General features: G+C 72.1%; 14 protein-coding genes. 12 read left to right on the top strand and 2 right to left on the bottom strand.

Translation table 11 applies throughout. The features are described from left to right. Nucleotides 1-406 precede the first annotated feature (406 nt). From AB0J12_RS15330 to AB0J12_RS15375, 10 genes are all read left to right on the top strand, one after another. Nucleotides 407-1615 carry an ROK family transcriptional regulator gene (locus AB0J12_RS15330; RefSeq protein WP_363264763.1) on the top strand — a complete coding sequence of 403 codons (1209 nt, stop codon included), beginning with the start codon at nt 407-409 and terminating at the stop codon, nt 1613-1615. A 232-nt stretch (nt 1616-1847) separates the two neighbouring features. After that, nucleotides 1848-2891 (top strand): ABC transporter substrate-binding protein, encoded by a 1044-nt coding sequence (locus AB0J12_RS15335; protein WP_363264764.1) that lies wholly within the window; start codon nt 1848-1850, stop codon nt 2889-2891. Further along, complete coding sequence (locus tag AB0J12_RS15340) at nt 2888-3730, top strand: ABC transporter permease (RefSeq protein ID WP_363264765.1); 843 nt, start codon at nt 2888-2890, stop codon at nt 3728-3730. Before AB0J12_RS15335 ends, AB0J12_RS15340 begins: the two co-directional genes overlap by 4 nt. Next, nucleotides 3706-4440, top strand: a complete 735-nt coding sequence (locus AB0J12_RS15345) for an ABC transporter ATP-binding protein (protein WP_363264766.1) — start codon at nt 3706-3708, stop codon at nt 4438-4440. Before AB0J12_RS15340 ends, AB0J12_RS15345 begins: the two co-directional genes overlap by 25 nt. Next, nucleotides 4437-4703, top strand: coding sequence for a hypothetical protein (locus tag AB0J12_RS15350; protein ID WP_363264767.1), 267 nt, complete (start codon nt 4437-4439; stop codon nt 4701-4703). The genes AB0J12_RS15345 and AB0J12_RS15350 overlap by 4 nt, the downstream gene beginning before the upstream one ends. Next, the gene (locus AB0J12_RS15355; RefSeq protein ID WP_363264768.1) at nt 4700-6043 is read left to right on the top strand and encodes an LLM class flavin-dependent oxidoreductase; all 1344 of its coding nucleotides are present in this window, start codon (nt 4700-4702) and stop codon (nt 6041-6043) included. The genes AB0J12_RS15350 and AB0J12_RS15355 overlap by 4 nt, the downstream gene beginning before the upstream one ends. 12 nt (nt 6044-6055) lie before the next feature. Continuing rightward, nucleotides 6056-6946, top strand: a complete 891-nt coding sequence (locus tag AB0J12_RS15360) for a TauD/TfdA family dioxygenase (protein ID WP_363264769.1) — start codon at nt 6056-6058, stop codon at nt 6944-6946. A 123-nt stretch (nt 6947-7069) separates the two neighbouring features. After that, nucleotides 7070-8458 carry an amino acid permease gene (locus tag AB0J12_RS15365; RefSeq protein ID WP_363264770.1) on the top strand — a complete coding sequence of 463 codons (1389 nt, stop codon included), beginning with the start codon at nt 7070-7072 and terminating at the stop codon, nt 8456-8458. Nucleotides 8459-8582: 124 nt separating this feature from the next. Beyond that, nucleotides 8583-9230 (top strand): superoxide dismutase, encoded by a 648-nt coding sequence (locus tag AB0J12_RS15370; protein ID WP_363264771.1) that lies wholly within the window; start codon nt 8583-8585, stop codon nt 9228-9230. Nucleotides 9231-9464: 234 nt separating this feature from the next. Further along, entirely contained in the window at nt 9465-9731 is a 267-nt protein-coding gene (locus AB0J12_RS15375; protein ID WP_363264772.1) for a hypothetical protein, read from the top strand. Here the strand turns inward: AB0J12_RS15375 and AB0J12_RS15380 are convergent. Beyond that, complete coding sequence (locus AB0J12_RS15380; protein WP_363264773.1) at nt 9718-10362, bottom strand: DsbA family protein; 645 nt, start codon at nt 10360-10362, stop codon at nt 9718-9720. The two genes, AB0J12_RS15375 and AB0J12_RS15380, sit on opposite strands and share 14 nt — an antisense overlap. Before the next feature lie 137 nt (nt 10363-10499). Between AB0J12_RS15380 and pepN the strand changes: the two genes are divergently transcribed. Beyond that, entirely contained in the window at nt 10500-13076 is a 2577-nt protein-coding gene (gene pepN, locus AB0J12_RS15385; protein ID WP_363264774.1) for an aminopeptidase N, read from the top strand. 535 nt (nt 13077-13611) lie between these two features. Further along, the gene (locus AB0J12_RS15390) at nt 13612-14679 is read left to right on the top strand and encodes a hypothetical protein (protein ID WP_363264775.1); all 1068 of its coding nucleotides are present in this window, start codon (nt 13612-13614) and stop codon (nt 14677-14679) included. Nucleotides 14680-14759: 80 nt separating this feature from the next. Here AB0J12_RS15390 and AB0J12_RS15395 read toward each other — a convergent pair whose 3' ends face one another. Next, nucleotides 14760-15899, bottom strand: a complete 1140-nt coding sequence (locus tag AB0J12_RS15395; protein WP_363264776.1) for a serine hydrolase domain-containing protein — start codon at nt 15897-15899, stop codon at nt 14760-14762.

Raw genomic sequence — 15899 nt, forward strand, 5'->3', positions numbered from 1 at the left:
ACACCGTGACGCTATCCCAGCGCGCTCGAGCCGATCACCATCAGCGCTCGACAAAGGCCGGGACGGCCTCTTGGTGGGCTTCGGACAACACGCGGTGACGCCATGGCTGCTGACGTGACACCGGTCACGCAGGCCGTGACGTCTTCCTCACCCAGACCCGGCCGGGCGGTCCTGTGGGATCCCGCCAAACGCCTTCGGGTGCCCTGGCCCGATCGCGCGGTCAGGGCCTACCCTTCCAGCCATGGTTGCCCAGGCCCGGTACTTCTCGTCGCGTCGCCATGTCGACCTGCGGCGCGTGGGCGCGGCCATGTGTCACCGCGCGGTGTGAGGCGGCGGGAGCGGCGGCTCCGGCGCGCCTCCTGACGAGGACACCCGACGGCCCCCTCCCCCGAGGAAGCGCATCGCCATGCCCCGTACCGCGGCACCTCCCTCCGCCCTGTCCACCTCCCCGGTTCCCCGGGTCGCCGACCGCGACCGGCGCCGCACGAGCGCCAGCGTCGTCCTGCGGTCCGTGCTGGAGCACGGGCCGGTCGCGCGCAGCACCATCGCCCGGCTGACCGGGCTGTCCCCCGCGTCGGTGACGGACCACTGCGCCCGGCTGGCCGGGGCGGGCCTGGTCCGGGAGGCGGCCGTGCCCCGGCGCTCCGGCGGGGTCGGGCGCCCTCATCTGCCGGTCGACCTGGACACCGGGCACGTGGTGGCAGGGGTGCACATCGCCGTGCCGTACACGACGGTGGCGCTGCTGGATCTGCGCGGGCGGGTGGTGGTGCGGCGGGAGCTGAAGCACGAGGGGACCGATCCGCGCCGGGTGCTGGCGCGGGCCGCCGAGGGGCTCGCGGCGCTGTGCGCGGCCGTGCCGGGGCGGCGTCCGCTGGGGGTGGGGGTGGCGGTCGGCGGCTGGGTGGACCGGGAGACGGGCACCGTCGTCGAGCACGAGCTGCTGGGCTGGCGGGAGGTCGCGGTGCGGGAGCTGCTCGGCGCCCGGACGGGCCTGCCGGTCCATGTGGACTCCCACGCCCGGGCGTTGGTGAACGGCGAGCGGCTGTTCGGGCGGGCCCGGGGCGCCGGCAGCGTGCTGCATCTGTTCGTGGGCAACGTGGTCGACGCGGCGTTCGCCTCCCACGACGAGGTGCTGCACGGTCCGCGCTCGGCGGCCGGGGCGATCGCGCATCTGCCGGTGCCGGGCGGCGGCGAGCCGTGCGGATGCGGCCGTACCGGCTGCCTGCAGGCCGAGTTGAGCGAGCGGACGCTGTGCCGGCGGGCGCGGGCGGCCGGGGTGACCGGCTCGACGAACCCGATGCATGTGGTGGCCGCGGCGGCGGGCGGGGACGCGGTGGCCCGGCGGCTGCTGGTGGAGCGGGCGCGGGCCACCGGGCGGGCGGCCGCGCTGCTGCTGGACGTGCTGAACCCGGAGACGGTGGTGGTGACCGAGGTGGGTGTCGTCCACTTCGAGGACTGCCTCGCCGCGCTGCGGGAGGCGGCCGGCAAGGAACGTACGACGCAGATCCTCCCGACGAGTTTCCCGGCGGATTCCGTGCTGGCGGTGGCGGGCGGATCGGTGGTGCTGGACGCGTTGTTCCGGGACCCTTTGGGTGCCTGGCCTGAGGTTATTTAATTCAGAAACTCCGAATGTTGACAGGGCTCACTCATGGCCGGGAACATCCTGGTCATGAGCCCTCTCACCAGCTGTCGCACCGTCTGTTGCTGACATATTGCCGCGCATGAAGCGCGTGTTTCCCGCTGTGTGAGTTTTCCTTCCCGGGGCCTACTTCCCCGGCCTTCTTCCGGGGCCCGCCGTCCGGTTTCCCGGATTTCTCTTTCCGTCTTTTCGTTCTGGGAGTCCTCCCGTGCACCGTCGTGCCTTTCTCACCTCCGTGCTGGGCGCGTCCGCCGCCGTGACCGGCCTCAGCGGCTGCGCGAACGGCCGAGCCGCCGCCGACACCGCGGGGGCCGCCACCCGGCCACTCGCCCACCGGGTCCCGGCCGGGACCAGCCTGAAGATCGCCTCCTATCTGGGCCAGCAGCAGCTGCAGTTCAAGCTGGCGAAGCTGCCGGCGCTGCCGTTCACCGTCTCCGGCTGGCTGAACATCGGTGCGGGCCCCGATGTCATCAACGCCTTCCGCGCCAAGTCCCTCGACCTCGCCAACAACGCGGGCATCCCGCCGATCCAGGCCCACTACCAGGGGTTCGCCGCGAAGATCGTGGCGATCGACGTCACCCGCAAGCCGAACTACCTCTTCGCCACCAAGCCCGGCAGCGACATCCGCACGGTGGCGGACTTCAAGGGCAGACAGCTCGCCTTCTCCCAGGGCCAGGCCCAGGGCGTTGTCCTGCTGCGGGCGCTGAAGAAGGCGGGCCTGTCCTACGACGACGTGAAGCTGGTGCCGCTGACCAGCAACCAGTTCCTGACCGCGCTGCAGTCCGGGCAGGTCGACATCGCCCCGCTCGGCATCAGCCAGGCGCCCGCCTATCTCAAGCAGTACGCGGCCAAGGGCGCCCGCACCATCGCCACCGACGTCGTCGACCTGCTCAACCTGCTGTGGGCGCCGCAGTCCGTGCTGAACGACCCGGCCAAGGCCGCCGCGATCGCCGCCTACATCCCGCACTGGGCCAAGGGCCAGGTCTGGGCGTACGAGCACCCGGACGTCTGGAACGAGGAGTTCTACGTCCGGACGCAGAACCTGAGCCTGGAGCAGGCGAGGTCCATCACCGCGCTCGCCAACAAGCCGTTGTTCCCGCCGAGCTGGGGCGAGGCGATCCGGTGGGAGCAGGAGACCGCCGACCTGCTCGCCGAGGGCGGCTTCGTGAAGAGGTTCGACGTCTCCTCCCTCTTCGACCATCGCTTCGAGCCGATCGCCGCCCAGGCCGTACCCGAGGAGTACCGCACATGACCACCCTCACGACGAGCGCCGTCGCCGCGCCGGAGGCCGGGGCGCTCCCCCAGGTCCGCAGGCGCCGCCGCCTCTCGCCCGGCCGCCGGCTGCCCGCCGCCCGGCTCATCGGCCCGCTGACCGTGCTCGTGCTGTGGACGGCCGCCTCGGCCGCCGGAGCCCTCGACCCCGGCGCGATCCCCGCACCCTGGACGGTGCTGCGCACCGCCGGGCGTCTGTGGACCGACGGCACCCTGCCCACGGACGTCCTGACCTCCCTGAAGCGGGCCGGCTCCGGCTTCGCGATCGGCCTGACGGCCGGGGTGCTGCTCGCGCTCGCCGCCGGGCTCAGCCGGGCCGGGGAGGCGCTGATCGACGGGACGGTGCAGCTCAACCGGGCGATCCCGACCCTCGGCCTGATCCCGCTGTTCATCCTCTGGCTGGGCATCGGCGAGACCTTCAAGGTCGCCATCATCGCGATCGTCGTCTACGTCCCGATCTATCTGAACACCCACGCCGCGCTGTCCGGCATCGACAGCCGCTTCGTCGAACTCGCCGAGGTGCAGGGCCTGTCACGGATCGCCTTCGTCCGCCAGGTGGTGATCCCCGGCGCGCTGCCGGGCTTCTTCGTGGGCCTGCGGCTCGGCGTCACCGGTTCCTGGCTGGGTCTGGTGGTGCTGGAGCAGATCAACGCCACGTCCGGCCTCGGCTATCTGATGTTCCAGGCGCAGAACTACGGCCAGAGCGACGTCATCCTGGTCGGCCTGCTCATCTACGGCGTCTTCGGCCTGGTCTCCGACAGCGTGGTCCGGCTCGTCGAACGGAGGGTGCTGTCATGGCGCCGCACACTGAGCAACTGACCCGGCCGGCCGTGCGGCTGCGCGGCCTGAGCCGGTCCTTCGCGGGCCGTACGGTCCTCGACGGCATCGATCTCGATCTGCCCGCCGGGCAGTTCACGGCCCTGCTCGGACACAGCGGCTCGGGCAAGTCGACGCTGCTGCGGGCGATCGCGGGCCTGGACCACGGGGTGACCGGCGGCGGGCAGCTGACCGCCCCGGAGCGGGTGTCGGTCGTCTTCCAGGACTCCCGGCTGCTGCCCTGGCGGCGGGTGCTGGAGAACGTCCTGCTCGGCCTGGACGGCAAGGAGGCGACGGCACGCGCCCGGGCCGCGCTGGCCGAGGTGGGACTGACCCACCGCGAGCGGGCCTGGCCGGGCGAGCTGTCCGGCGGCGAGGCGCAGCGCGCCGCGCTCGCCCGCTCCCTGGTCCGCGAGCCCGAACTGCTGCTGGCCGACGAGCCGTTCGGGGCGCTGGACGCGCTGACCCGGATCAGGATGCACGCGCTGCTGCGCGACCTGTGGCAGCGCCACCGCCCGTCCGTGCTGCTGGTCACCCATGACGTGGACGAGGCGATCGTGCTCGCCGACCGGGTCCTCGTCCTCGACCAGGGCCGCATCGGCCTCGACCTGACCATCGACCAGCCCCATCCGCGCTCCTACCGCGAGCCGGTCCTGGGCGAGTACCGCGAGCGGCTGCTGGCCGCGCTGGGCGTCACGGAGGACCACGCGTGACCCGACCGGCCCGCCCGGCTCCCCGGGGCACCCGTCGCCGGCCCGGCCAGGCGGCGCGCACCCGGCGTCCCGCGCCGCCGGCCGCCTCGGGCGCCGCCGAGGCGCTCGTGGCCGCCGACGGGGCCTTCGCCCCCGGCCGGACCTTCGCCTCCGACCGCGGCCGCACCGGTCCCGGCACCGCGACCGACCACCCCCATTCCCGCCCGCACTCCCCCTGCGCGCCGCTGCCGGCCGCGCCGGGCGTCACGGAGGATCACCAGTGACAGGCAGAGAACTCCACCTCAACGCGTTCTTGATGAACACCGGGCACCACGAGGCCTCGTGGCGGCTGCCCGAGAGCGACCCGTACGCGCACGTCGACGTCCGGCACTACGTGCGGCTCGCCCGGGCCGCCGAGCGCGGCACCTTCGACTCGCTCTTCCTCGCCGACGGCCCCCAGCTGTGGAGCAATCTGGCCCAGCGCCCGGCCGGCGCCCTGGAGCCGCTCACCCTGCTGACCGCGCTGGCGACCGCGACCGAGCACATCGGCCTGATCGCCACCGCGTCCACGTCCTACAACTCGCCCTACAACCTGGCCCGCAAGCTGGCCTCCCTGGACATCGTCAGCGGCGGCCGGGCCGGCTGGAACATCGTCACCACGGCGGGCGCCGAGGCCGCCCGCAACTTCGGCCTGGACGCCGAACCCGCGCACGCGGAGCGGTACGCCCGCGCCGCCGAGTTCCTGGACGTGGCGCTGAAGCTGTGGGACAGCTGGGAGGACGACGCGGTCGTCGCCGACAAGGCGGCCGGGGTGTGGGGCGACGACGGCAAGATCCATCCGCCCCGCCACCAGGGGACGTACTTCAGCGTGGCGGGAGCCCTGAACGTGCCGCGCACCCCGCAGGGCTACCCGCTGCTGGTGCAGGCGGGCTCCAGCGAGGACGGCAAGGCCTTCGCCGCCCGGTACGCGGAAGCGGTGTTCACCGCCCAGCAGACCCTCGCCGACGCGCAGTCCTTCTACGCCGACCTCAAGTCCCGCACCGCGCGGGCGGGACGGGATCCCGAGCAGCTGAAGGTGCTGCCCGGCATCGTCCCCGTCCTCGGCTCGACCGAGGCCGAGGCGCGGGCGGCGGAGCGGCTGCTGGAGGACCACATCGTGCACGACCACGGGGTGGCCCGCCTGGAGAGCCTGCTGCATCTGGCGCCCGGCACGCTGGAGCTGGACGCCCCGCTGCCCGCGGACCTGCCGCCGGAGGCGGCTATCGAGGGAGCGAAGAGCCGCTACACGCTCGTGGTGGAGCTGGCCCGGCGCGAGTCCCTGACCGTCCGGCAGCTGATCGGCCGGCTCGGCGGCGGGCGCGGGCACTTCACCGTCGCCGGTACGCCCGAGCAGATCGCCGATGTGATCGAGACGTGGTTCACGCGGGGCGCCGCCGACGGCTTCAACGTCATGCCGCCCGTCCTGCCCTCCGGCCTGCACGCCTTCGTCGACCACGTGGTGCCCCTCCTGCGCGCCCGCGGCCTGTTCCGCACGGAGTACGGCCCGCGCCGCACTCTGCGGGAGCGCTACAGCCTGCCCCGCCCCGCCAACCAGTACCTGACCCCCGCGCCCGCCCTCGCCTGAAAGGACCCCGTCATGTCCCTGCAGATCACCAAGGTCACCGCCCGTATCGGCGCCCGTGTCACCGGCGTCGACCTCACCGTGCCGCTCGCCCCGGAGGAGGTCGCCGCGCTCCGGGAGGCGCTCAACGTCCACAAGGCGCTCGTGTTCGACGCGGGCGGCCTGGACGACGCGGGCCAGCAGGCCTTCCTCCGCCACTTCGGCGACCTGACCACCGCCCACCCGACGGTCGGCGCCGTCGAGGACGCCCCGAACGTGCTGCCCGTGGACAGCGAGCGGGGCCGGGCCAACCACTGGCACACGGACGTCACCTTCGTGCTGAACCCGCCGCAGATCACCAGCCTGCGCTCGCTCACCGTCCCGCCGTACGGCGGGGAGACGCTGATCGCCAACGCGGCCGCCGCCTACCGCGACCTGCCCGAGCCGCTGCGCCGCCTCGCCGACGGCCTGTGGGCCGAGCACACCAACGACTACGACTACGCCGTACCGCGGGAGGAGCTCGACGAGGAGAAGGCCGCCCAGCGGGCCCAGTTCACCTCGATCGCGTACCGGACCGCGCACCCGGTGGTCCGCGTGCATCGGCTGACCGGCGAGCGCGGGCTGTTCATCGGCGGCTTCGCGCAGCGGATCGTGGGCCTGTCGGCCGGCGAGTCGCGCAAGGTGCTGGAACTGCTCCAGGCCTATGTCACGCGCCCGGAGAACGTCCTGCGCCACCGGTGGACGGAGGGGGAGCTGGTGCTGTTCGACAACCGGATCACCCAGCACTACGCCATCGACAACTACGACGGGCTGCCGCGCCGGCTGCACCGGGTGACCGTCGCCGGGGACGTGCCGGTCGGCACCGAGGGCAAGGAGAGCTGGTCGATCGAGGGCGATGCCGCGCACTACACCCCCGTGGCGGCGTAACCGGAGGATCACCCTGCGCACTGACGGTGTCCGGATACTGGGCGGTCCCTTCGCGTGAGCGGACGGGCCGCCCAGACTGGCGGGGTTTTTGCCCGCCCCTTGCCTCGTGGAGAGCCGCGCCCCATGCCCAGCCGCACGACCACGGACACCCCGCCGCAGCAACAGGACGGACCCTCCCTCTCCCACGGCCTCAAGCAGCGCCATCTGTCGATGATCGCCCTCGGTGGCGTGATCGGCGCCGGGCTGTTCGTCGGCTCCGGCGCGGGCATCGCCGCCGCCGGTCCGTCGATCGTGATCGCGTACACGGTCTCCGGCCTGCTGGTGATGCTGGTGATGCGGATGCTCGGCGAGATGTCCGCCGCCTACCCCTCGTCCGGCTCCTTCTCGGCGCACGCCGAGCGGGCGATCGGCCCCTGGGCCGGCTTCACGGCCGGCTGGTCGTTCTGGGTGCTGCTGTGCACGGCGGTCGGCCTGGAGGGCATGGGCGCCGCGAACATCGCCCAGGGCTGGTTCCCCGGCACCCCGCAGTGGATGTGGGTCGCCCTGTTCATGGTGGTGTTCTGCGGGGCGAACCTGCTCGCCGTGAGCAACTTCGGCGAGTTCGAGTTCTGGTTCGCCACGCTGAAGGTCGTCGCCATCGGCCTCTTCCTGATCCTCGGCGTGCTGGCCATCGCTGGTGTCCTGCCGAACACGGACGCGCCCGGCACCTCCAACCTGACCGACTTCATGCCCCACGGCAGCGAGGGCCTGCTGGTCGGCCTGCTCGCCTCGGTGTTCGCCTACGGCGGCCTGGAGACGGTCACCATCGCGGCGGCCGAGTCCCAGGACCCGGTCCGGGGTGTCGCGTCCGCCGTCCGCACGGCGATGTGGCGCATCGCCCTGTTCTACATCGGCTCGATGGCCATCGCCGTCACCCTGGTCCCGTGGGACTCCAAGGAGGTCGTCGACAAGGGCCCGTACGTCGCCACGCTCGACCACCTGGGCATCCCCGGCGCGGGCCAGGTGATGAACGTCGTGGTCTTCGTGGCCCTGCTGTCCGCGATGAACGCCAACATCTACGGCTCCTCGCGCATCGCCTACTCGCTGGTCCAGCGCGGTCAGGGCCCCAAGGCGCTGGCCCGGCTGTCCGGCGGGGTCCCCCGGGTCGCGGTCCTCACCTCGTGCGTCATCGGCTTCGTCTGCGTGCTGCTCAACTACTGGCGCCCGGACGACATCTTCAAGTGGCTGCTGAACATGATCGGCGCGGTCATCCTGGTCGTCTGGATCTTCATCGCGGTCTCCCAGCTGATGCTGCGCCGCCGGATCGAGCGCGAGGCTCCGGAGAAGCTGGTCGTGCGCATGTGGGCCTTCCCGTGGCTGACCTGGATCGCGCTGGCCGGCATGGCCGCGATCTTCGTGCTGATGGCCCGTGACCCGGCCAACCGCGTGCAGCTGTACTCGACCGGCGCGATGACCCTGGTCCTGGCCGCCCTCGGATACGCCTGGCAGAGGGCGCGGGCCGCCCGCGGCTGACGGCACGCCCGGGCCCGATCGCTCCCCGCCCGCAGACAGCCCCCGTGTGATCCGCACGGGGGCTTTTTGCTGTTAACTTGTTGTTGCGACTTACTTGCAATAAGAGCTCGGAGGGGACCTGAGCATGCCCGTCTACACGCTGCCCGACCTGCCGTACGACTACTCCGCACTCGCCCCCGTGATCAGCCCGGAGATCATCGAGCTGCACCACGACAAGCACCACGCCGCCTATGTGAAGGGCGCCAACGACACGCTGGAGCAGCTGGCCGAGGCGCGCGACAAGGAGACCTGGGGCTCGGTCAACGGCCTGGAGAAGAACCTGGCCTTCCACCTGTCCGGGCACATCCTGCACTCGATCTACTGGCAGAACATGACCGGCCCGAAGGAGGGCGGCGGCGAGCCGCTGGCCGCCGACGCAGTGGGCGAACTGGCGGAGGCGATCACGGAGTCCTTCGGATCCTTCGCCGGCTTCAAGGCGCAGCTGTCCAAGGCCGCCGCGACCACCCAGGGCTCCGGCTGGGGCGTACTGGCGTACGAGCCGCTCAGCGGCCGGCTGATCGTCGAGCAGGTCTACGACCACCAGGGCAACGTCGGCCAGGGCGCGACGCCGATCCTGGTCTTCGACGCCTGGGAGCACGCCTTCTACCTGCAGTACCGCAACCAGAAGGCGGACTTCGTCGAGGCGATGTGGCAGGTGGTCAACTGGCAGGACGTGGCCCGCCGGTACGCCGCCGCCAAGGCCCGCACGGACGTGCTGCTGCTCGCGCCGTGACGTGAGCCCGCAAGCTCCTGCCTCGTGATCGTCTTCTCACCCTTCACCTGGCAGGCGGAAGAAGGGAGGCCCTTGCGAGGACGGGACTCGCAAGGGCCTCCTTCATGCCCGCCGCAGGGCCGTGCGCCGCGCCCGCCCCGGTGGGTCGTATGCGCATGGTGCTGCGGATGTGGCGGGAACAGGGCACATTGGGAGACTGCGGCGGACGCGTCCGCCTGTCTTGAGGAGACGCTCATGGCGAACGTGCGATGCCCCAGCCCCACCTGCAAGGACCGGATCCAGCACTTCCGCGACCTGCGCGGGCAGGAGGTCGCGGCGGCCGGGCCGGCGCTGGCCGCGAAGCTGGACGGGGAGATGTTCGTCGCCCGGGCCTTCCACCGCTGCACGGCCGCGGGCTGCCGGCGAGTGCAGGCCAAGACGCGATGGTGGGTGGGCGGCTATCTGCCGGAGGAGTTCCAGCACCCGTCCGGCAGCGGCCCGGCCGGAACTACAGGTTGCTGAAGTCCGGGCCCTTCGTACGGGTGCGCTTGATCTCGTAGAAGCCGGGCACCGAGGCCACGGCGAGGGTGCCGTCCCACAGCTTGACGGCCTCCTCGCCCTTCGGGGCGGGGGTGACGACCGGGCCGAAGAAGGCGATCTGCTCGCCGTCGGCGCCCGGCACGGCGATCACGGGGGTGCCGACCTCCTGGCCGACCTTGTCGATGCCCTCCTTGTGGGAGGCGCGCAGCTCGGCGTCGAACTCGAAGTCCTCCTGCTCGGCGTACTCGATCAGGTCGGCCGGCAGCCCGGCGTCGGCCAGGGCGCCGGCGATCGCCTCGAGGGTCGCGCCCTCGCCCTTGTTGTGGAAGCGGGTGCCGAGCGCGGTGTAGAGCGGGCCGAGGACCTGCTGCCCGTGCTTCTGCCAGGCGGCGGTCACCACGCGCACCGGCTGCCACGCCTTGGTGGCGAGCATGTCGCGGTACTCCTCGGGCAGCTCGTCCAGCTTGTCCTCGTTGAGGACGGCGAGGCTCATCACATGCCAGCGGACCTCGATGTCCCGGAGCTTCTCCACCTCCAGCACCCAGCGCGAGGTCATCCACGCCCAGGGGCACAGCGGATCGAACCAGAAGTCGACAGGGGTCTTCTGCGACATGTCTCTCCTCAAGCGGACGTCTTTCCCCGGACAACGCCGTCGCGCGCCCCGGCCATTCCCGGCGGCGACGCGTCAGGTGCGCATGGCAGGATCGGTCCTGTCCTGCCGTAGTCACGACACACGAGGGAGTGCCGCCCGTGCCCGGTGAGAATCTGTCCCGCGACGAGGCCCGGGAGCGGGCCGCGCTGCTGTCCGTCGACGGGTACGAGGTGTCCCTCGACGTCCGCTCGGCGGTCGGTGAGCAGACCGGGGAGGGTGCGCGCACCTTCCGCTCGGTCACCACGATCCGCTTCCGCTGCAGCGAGCCCGGCGCCTCCAGCTTCGCCGACCTGATCGCGCCGAGCGTGACGGCTCTCTCCCTCAACGGCCGCGACCTCGACCCGAGCGAGGTCTTCGACGGCTCCCGCATCCTGCTGGAGGACCTGGCGGAGGAGAACGAACTGGTCGTGGACGCGCAGTGCGCCTACTCCCGCACGGGTGAGGGCCTGCACCGCTTCGTCGACCCCGAGGACGGCGAGGTCTACCTCTACACGCAGTACGAACCGGCCGACTCCCGCCGCGTCTTCGCGGGCTTCGAGCAGCCCGACCTCAAGGCGCCGTTCCGCTTCGAGGTGCGGGCGCCCGAGGGGTGGACGGTGTGGAGCAACGGCGCCGGTGAGCGGACCGAAGGCGTGTGGCGGTTCGCGGAGACCAGGCCGATCTCGACGTACATCACCTGCGTCGTGGCCGGCCCGTACCACTACGTCACCGACTCCTACGAGCGCACCCTCGCCGACGGCAGCACGCTGCGCATCCCGCTGGGTGCGCTGTGCCGCAAGGGGCTGGCGAAGCACTTCGACGCCGACGACGTGTTCCTGGTGACCAAGCAGGGCCTGGACTTCTTCCACGAGCACTTCGACTACCCGTACCCGTTCGGCAAGTACGACCAGGCGTTCGTGCCGGAGTACAACCTCGGCGCGATGGAGAACCCGGGGCTGGTGACCTTCCGCGAGGAGTACATCTTCCGCGGCAAGGTGACGCAGGCGTCGTACGAGGCGCGGGCCAACGTCATCCTGCACGAGATGGCGCACATGTGGTTCGGCGACCTGGTCACCATGGTGTGGTGGGACGACCTGTGGCTGAAAGAGTCCTTCGCGGACTTCATGGGCACCTTCGCGAACGTGGGCGCGACCCGCTTCGAGAACGCCTGGATCACCTTCGCCAACCGCCGCAAGGCATGGGCCTACCGCGCGGACCAGCTGCCCTCCACGCACCCGATCACCGCGGACATCCGCGACCTGCAGGACGCCAAGCTCAACTTCGACGGCATCACCTACGCCAAGGGCGCCTCGGTGCTCAAGCAGCTGGTGGCGTACGTCGGCCAGGACGCGTTCCTGGAGGGCGCGCGGCGCTACTTCAAGCGGCACGCGTACGGCAACACGCGCCTCGGCGACCTGCTGTCGGTACTGGAGGAGACCTCGGGCCGGGACATGACCGCGTGGGCACGCTCCTGGCTGCAGACCGCCGGCGTGAACGCGCTGACCCCGCAGGTCCTGCTGGACGCCGAGGGGCGCGTCCAAGAGCTCGCGGTACTCCAGGAGGCCGCCGAGTCACACCCCGAGCTGCGGCCGCACCGGGTCGCGGTGGGCCTGTACCGACGCCAGGGCGACGCCCTCGTCCGCTACGCCCGCGCCGAGACGGACGTCGAGGGCGCGCGCACGATCGTCGCGGAGCTGGCCGGGGCGGAGGCGCCGGAGCTGGTACTGGTCAACGACGACGACCTGACCTACTGCAAGATCCGCTTCGACACCACCTCGCTGGAGACCCTCAAGGGCCACCTCGGCGCGATCACCGACCCCCTCGCGCGCGCCCTGTGCTGGTCGGCGCTGTGGAACATGACCCGGGACGCACTGCTGCCGGCACGGGAGTTCACGGACCTGGTGCTGCGGTTCGCGGGCAGCGAGTCGGAGATCGGCGTGCTGCAGATGCTGCACGCCTGGACCGGCTCGGCGCTGGTGCACTACGCGGCGCCCGCCTGGCGCGAGACCGGGGCCGCGCTGCTCGCCGACGGCGCCCTGCGCGAGCTGCGCGCGGCCGGGCCGGGCAGCGAGCACCAGCTGGCGTGGGCGCGGTTCTTCGCGACGGTCGCCTCCCGGGACGCCGATCTCCAGCTGCTGAAGGCGCTGCTGGACGGCACCGAGAAGATCGACGGGCTGGAGGTGGACCAGGAGCTGCGCTGGGCGTTCCTCGAGCCGCTGGCCGCGCACGGGGTGGCCGACGAGGACGTGCTGGCCGCCGAACTGGCCCGGGACGACACCGCCTCCGGCAAGCGGCACCAGGTGCGCTGCCTCGCCTCCCGGCCATCGGCCGCGGTCAAGGCGCAGACCTGGGCGCAGGTCGTGGAGTCGGACGCGCTGTCCAACGCGCTGACCGAGGCGACCATCGCGGGCTTCGGCCGGCCGTCGCACCGGGAGCTGCTCGCGCCGTACGCGGACAAGTACTTCGCGGCGATCGAGCGGGTGTGGGCCGAGCGGTCGATCCAGATCGGGATGCACGTGGTGTCGGGCCTGTTCCCGATGCTCCAGGACTCCGAGCAGACCCTGCACGCGGCCGACGCGTGGCTGACCGCGCACGAGCAGGCCGCGCCGGCGCTGCGCCGCCTGGTCCAGGAGGCCCGCGACGACCTGGCCCGGTCCCTGCGCGCCCAGACCTGCGACGCGGCCGCCGCGAGCTGAGAGGGCCCCCGCTCCGCCGTCGAAGGCGCGCCACGGCGTTGGTGCAGTCGCCGACGACGGGAAGGGGACGGGGTGGGGGGTGTCCGCCCGCAGCGGCCGGCACCGGCACACGGTGAGGCCGTCGGAAACGGGCGGCCGGACCGAGGACGGACACCCCCCACCCCGGCCCCGACCCACAACGAACCGCAGGCGCTACCGCAACCGGCCACCGGACAGCAACGGGCCGCCGCAGGCATCAAAGGGGCGCGGGGCTGTATTCGACATGCGGCTCCGCCGCGTGGGCGCGAGCAACCACAACGAACCCCGCAGACAAGCGACAACCCACCCAACCTTTGGCCGACGCCCAGCGCCCCGTAGCCGTTACGGAATTCAGGCAATCGGAACCGTAACCCCTGACCCCCAACCGATCGGACCAGGGGTTTTCCGCCCCTACTCGGCATCCGAACACCCGTCCTTTAGTGCAGGGTTGTCCGGATTTGCCGACGGGTGTGTAACAGCGGTTAAGGGATGGATCAGGCGCGGGAATCTCGGGGACATGAACCACAACACCCCGCTCCCCCCGGCCACCCCCCGCCCCCTGCGTCACCTGCGCCACCTGCCCGACACCCACCGCCGGGTGCTGACGGTCGCCCAGCTGCGCGCCCACGGCGTGACCACCGCCGACATGACCGAGCAGTGCCGCTCCGGCGGTTCCTGGCAGCAACTGCTGCCCGGCGTGATCCTGCTGCACCCCGGCCCGCCGACCGCCGACGAGCGGCTGCACGCGGTGCTGACGTACGCGGCCCGGGAGTCGGGGCCGGCCACCTCCGGCGTGCCGGTGCAGCCCGGCGCGGGGGACGCGCACCGCCCGCCGGCCTACCGGGAGGCGATGATCACCGGTCTCGCGGCCCTCACCCTGCACGGCTTCGCCATCACTCCCCCGCTGCTGTCCCTGGACAAGATCGACGTGCTGGTCCCGCGGCTGCGCCGGCTGCGCTCCACCGGCTGCGCCCGGATCGTGCGCACCGCCGTCCTGCCCGACCCGGAGCAGGTCACCGGGGTCCCGGTCGCCCCGGTGCCGCGCGCCCTGGCCGACGCGGTGGCCGGGCTGTCGGACGCGGGCGTGGTGCGCCGGCTGCTCACCGAGGCGGTGCGCGCCGGGCACTGCGATCCGGCCCCCCTCGTGCGCGAGCTACAGGACGCGCGGCTGCTGACCCGCCCGCACGTGGTGGACGCCATCGACCTGCTGCTGGCCGAGGGCCGCGCGATCGCCGAGGACCGCCTCTACACGATGGTCCGCGACCACGCCCTGCCCGACCCGGTGTGGAACGTCGACCTCCGGCTGCCGGGCGGCCCGCACCTCGGCGGTGTCGACGCCTACTGGCCCGAGCAGGCGGTGGCGGTGGAGCTGGACACCCGGGCGCCCCGGCAGGACGACGACGCGCTGTGGTCGGAGTACGCCCGCAAGCGCGAGACGCTGGAGCGGCTCGGCATCACGGTCGTCCATGTGACGCCGAAGAAGCTGCGGGAGTCGGCGGAGCAGCAGGCGACGGTGATCCGTACGGCGCTGATGGCGTCCGCGGACCGTGATCCGGCCGCCTATGTGGTGGTGCTGCCACGGTAGTTGGGAACCCGGACAGTGCGTCAGGAGGGGACGGGAGGGGCCGCCGGCGGGGAGTCGGCGGCCCCTCTCGCTGGGTGGCGTCAGCCGCAGAACTCGGCCTCGACCACCGCGTCGGTGTCGCCGGTCCAGTCGCCGTTGAGGTTGAGCGCCAGCGAGTGGCGGCCGTCGGCGGTGGTGACGGCCACCGAGGAGGAACCGTGGATGCCGCCGTCGTGACCCCAGACGTGGACGCCGCAACTCAGCTTGCGGTCGATCAGGCCGAGGCCGTAGCCCGCGTCGGGGATGTCCCCCGCCTTCACCGTCGTCTTCATCTCCTTCAGCTGCTGCGGCGGGAGCAGGGCGCCGCCGAGCAGGGCCCGGTAGAAGCGGTTCAGGTCGGCGGAGTCGGAGACCATCTCGCCCGAGCCGTAGGCCAGTGACGGGTTCAGCTCGGTGACGTCGTAGGTCGGGCCGGTGGTCTCCCGGGCGAGCTTGCCGTAGGCGCGGCTGCTGGGCTGCGGCAGGGCGGGGCGGGTGCCGGGCACCGAGGTGCCGGTCAGGTGCAGGGGGGCGATGACGCGGCGGCGGATCTCCTCGCCGTAGGGGCGGCCGGTGACCTTCTCGACGATCTGCGCGGCCAGCAGGTAGTTGGTGTTGGAGTAGTTCCAGGACGTGCCCGGCGCGAAGTTCGGCCGGTGGGCCAGGGCGATCGCGAGGAGCTGCCCTGGGGTCATGCGGTCGAAGCGGTGCGCGTAGAAGCCGTCCTTGGTGAAGTACGTCCGGATGACGGTGTCGTCCGCGGTGTAGTTGAAGACGCCGCTGGTGTGGTTGAGCAGCATCCGCACGGTGATCTTCGAACCGTCGTAGCCGTTCGTGTCGAGCACGCCCGGCAGCCACTTCTCCACGCTGTCGTCGAGCGACAGCCGGCCCTCCGCCTCCAACTGCAGCAGCACGGTGGCGACGAACGTCTTGGTGATGCTGCCGACGCGGTAGCGGTCGGCCGTCGAGCGCGGCGCGCCGGTGCGCAGATCGCCGACGCCCGCCGTGTCCTTCCAGGTGTGCCGTCCGTCCTGGGCCGTGACGGTGACGCCCGGGACGCCTGCCGCCACCTGGGCCCGGACGGCCGCGCGGGTGGCGTCGTGCCGGTGGTCGCCGCCGGTGGTCGCCGCCATCGCGGGCGCGGCGAGCGCCAGGGACAGCAGGGCGGCGGCGGTACCCGCCAGCGCGGAACGTGCTCTCAT

The sequence above is a fragment of the Streptomyces sp. NPDC049915 genome, from assembly GCF_040656475.1.
Classification (GTDB): Bacteria; Actinomycetota; Actinomycetes; order Streptomycetales; family Streptomycetaceae; genus Streptomyces.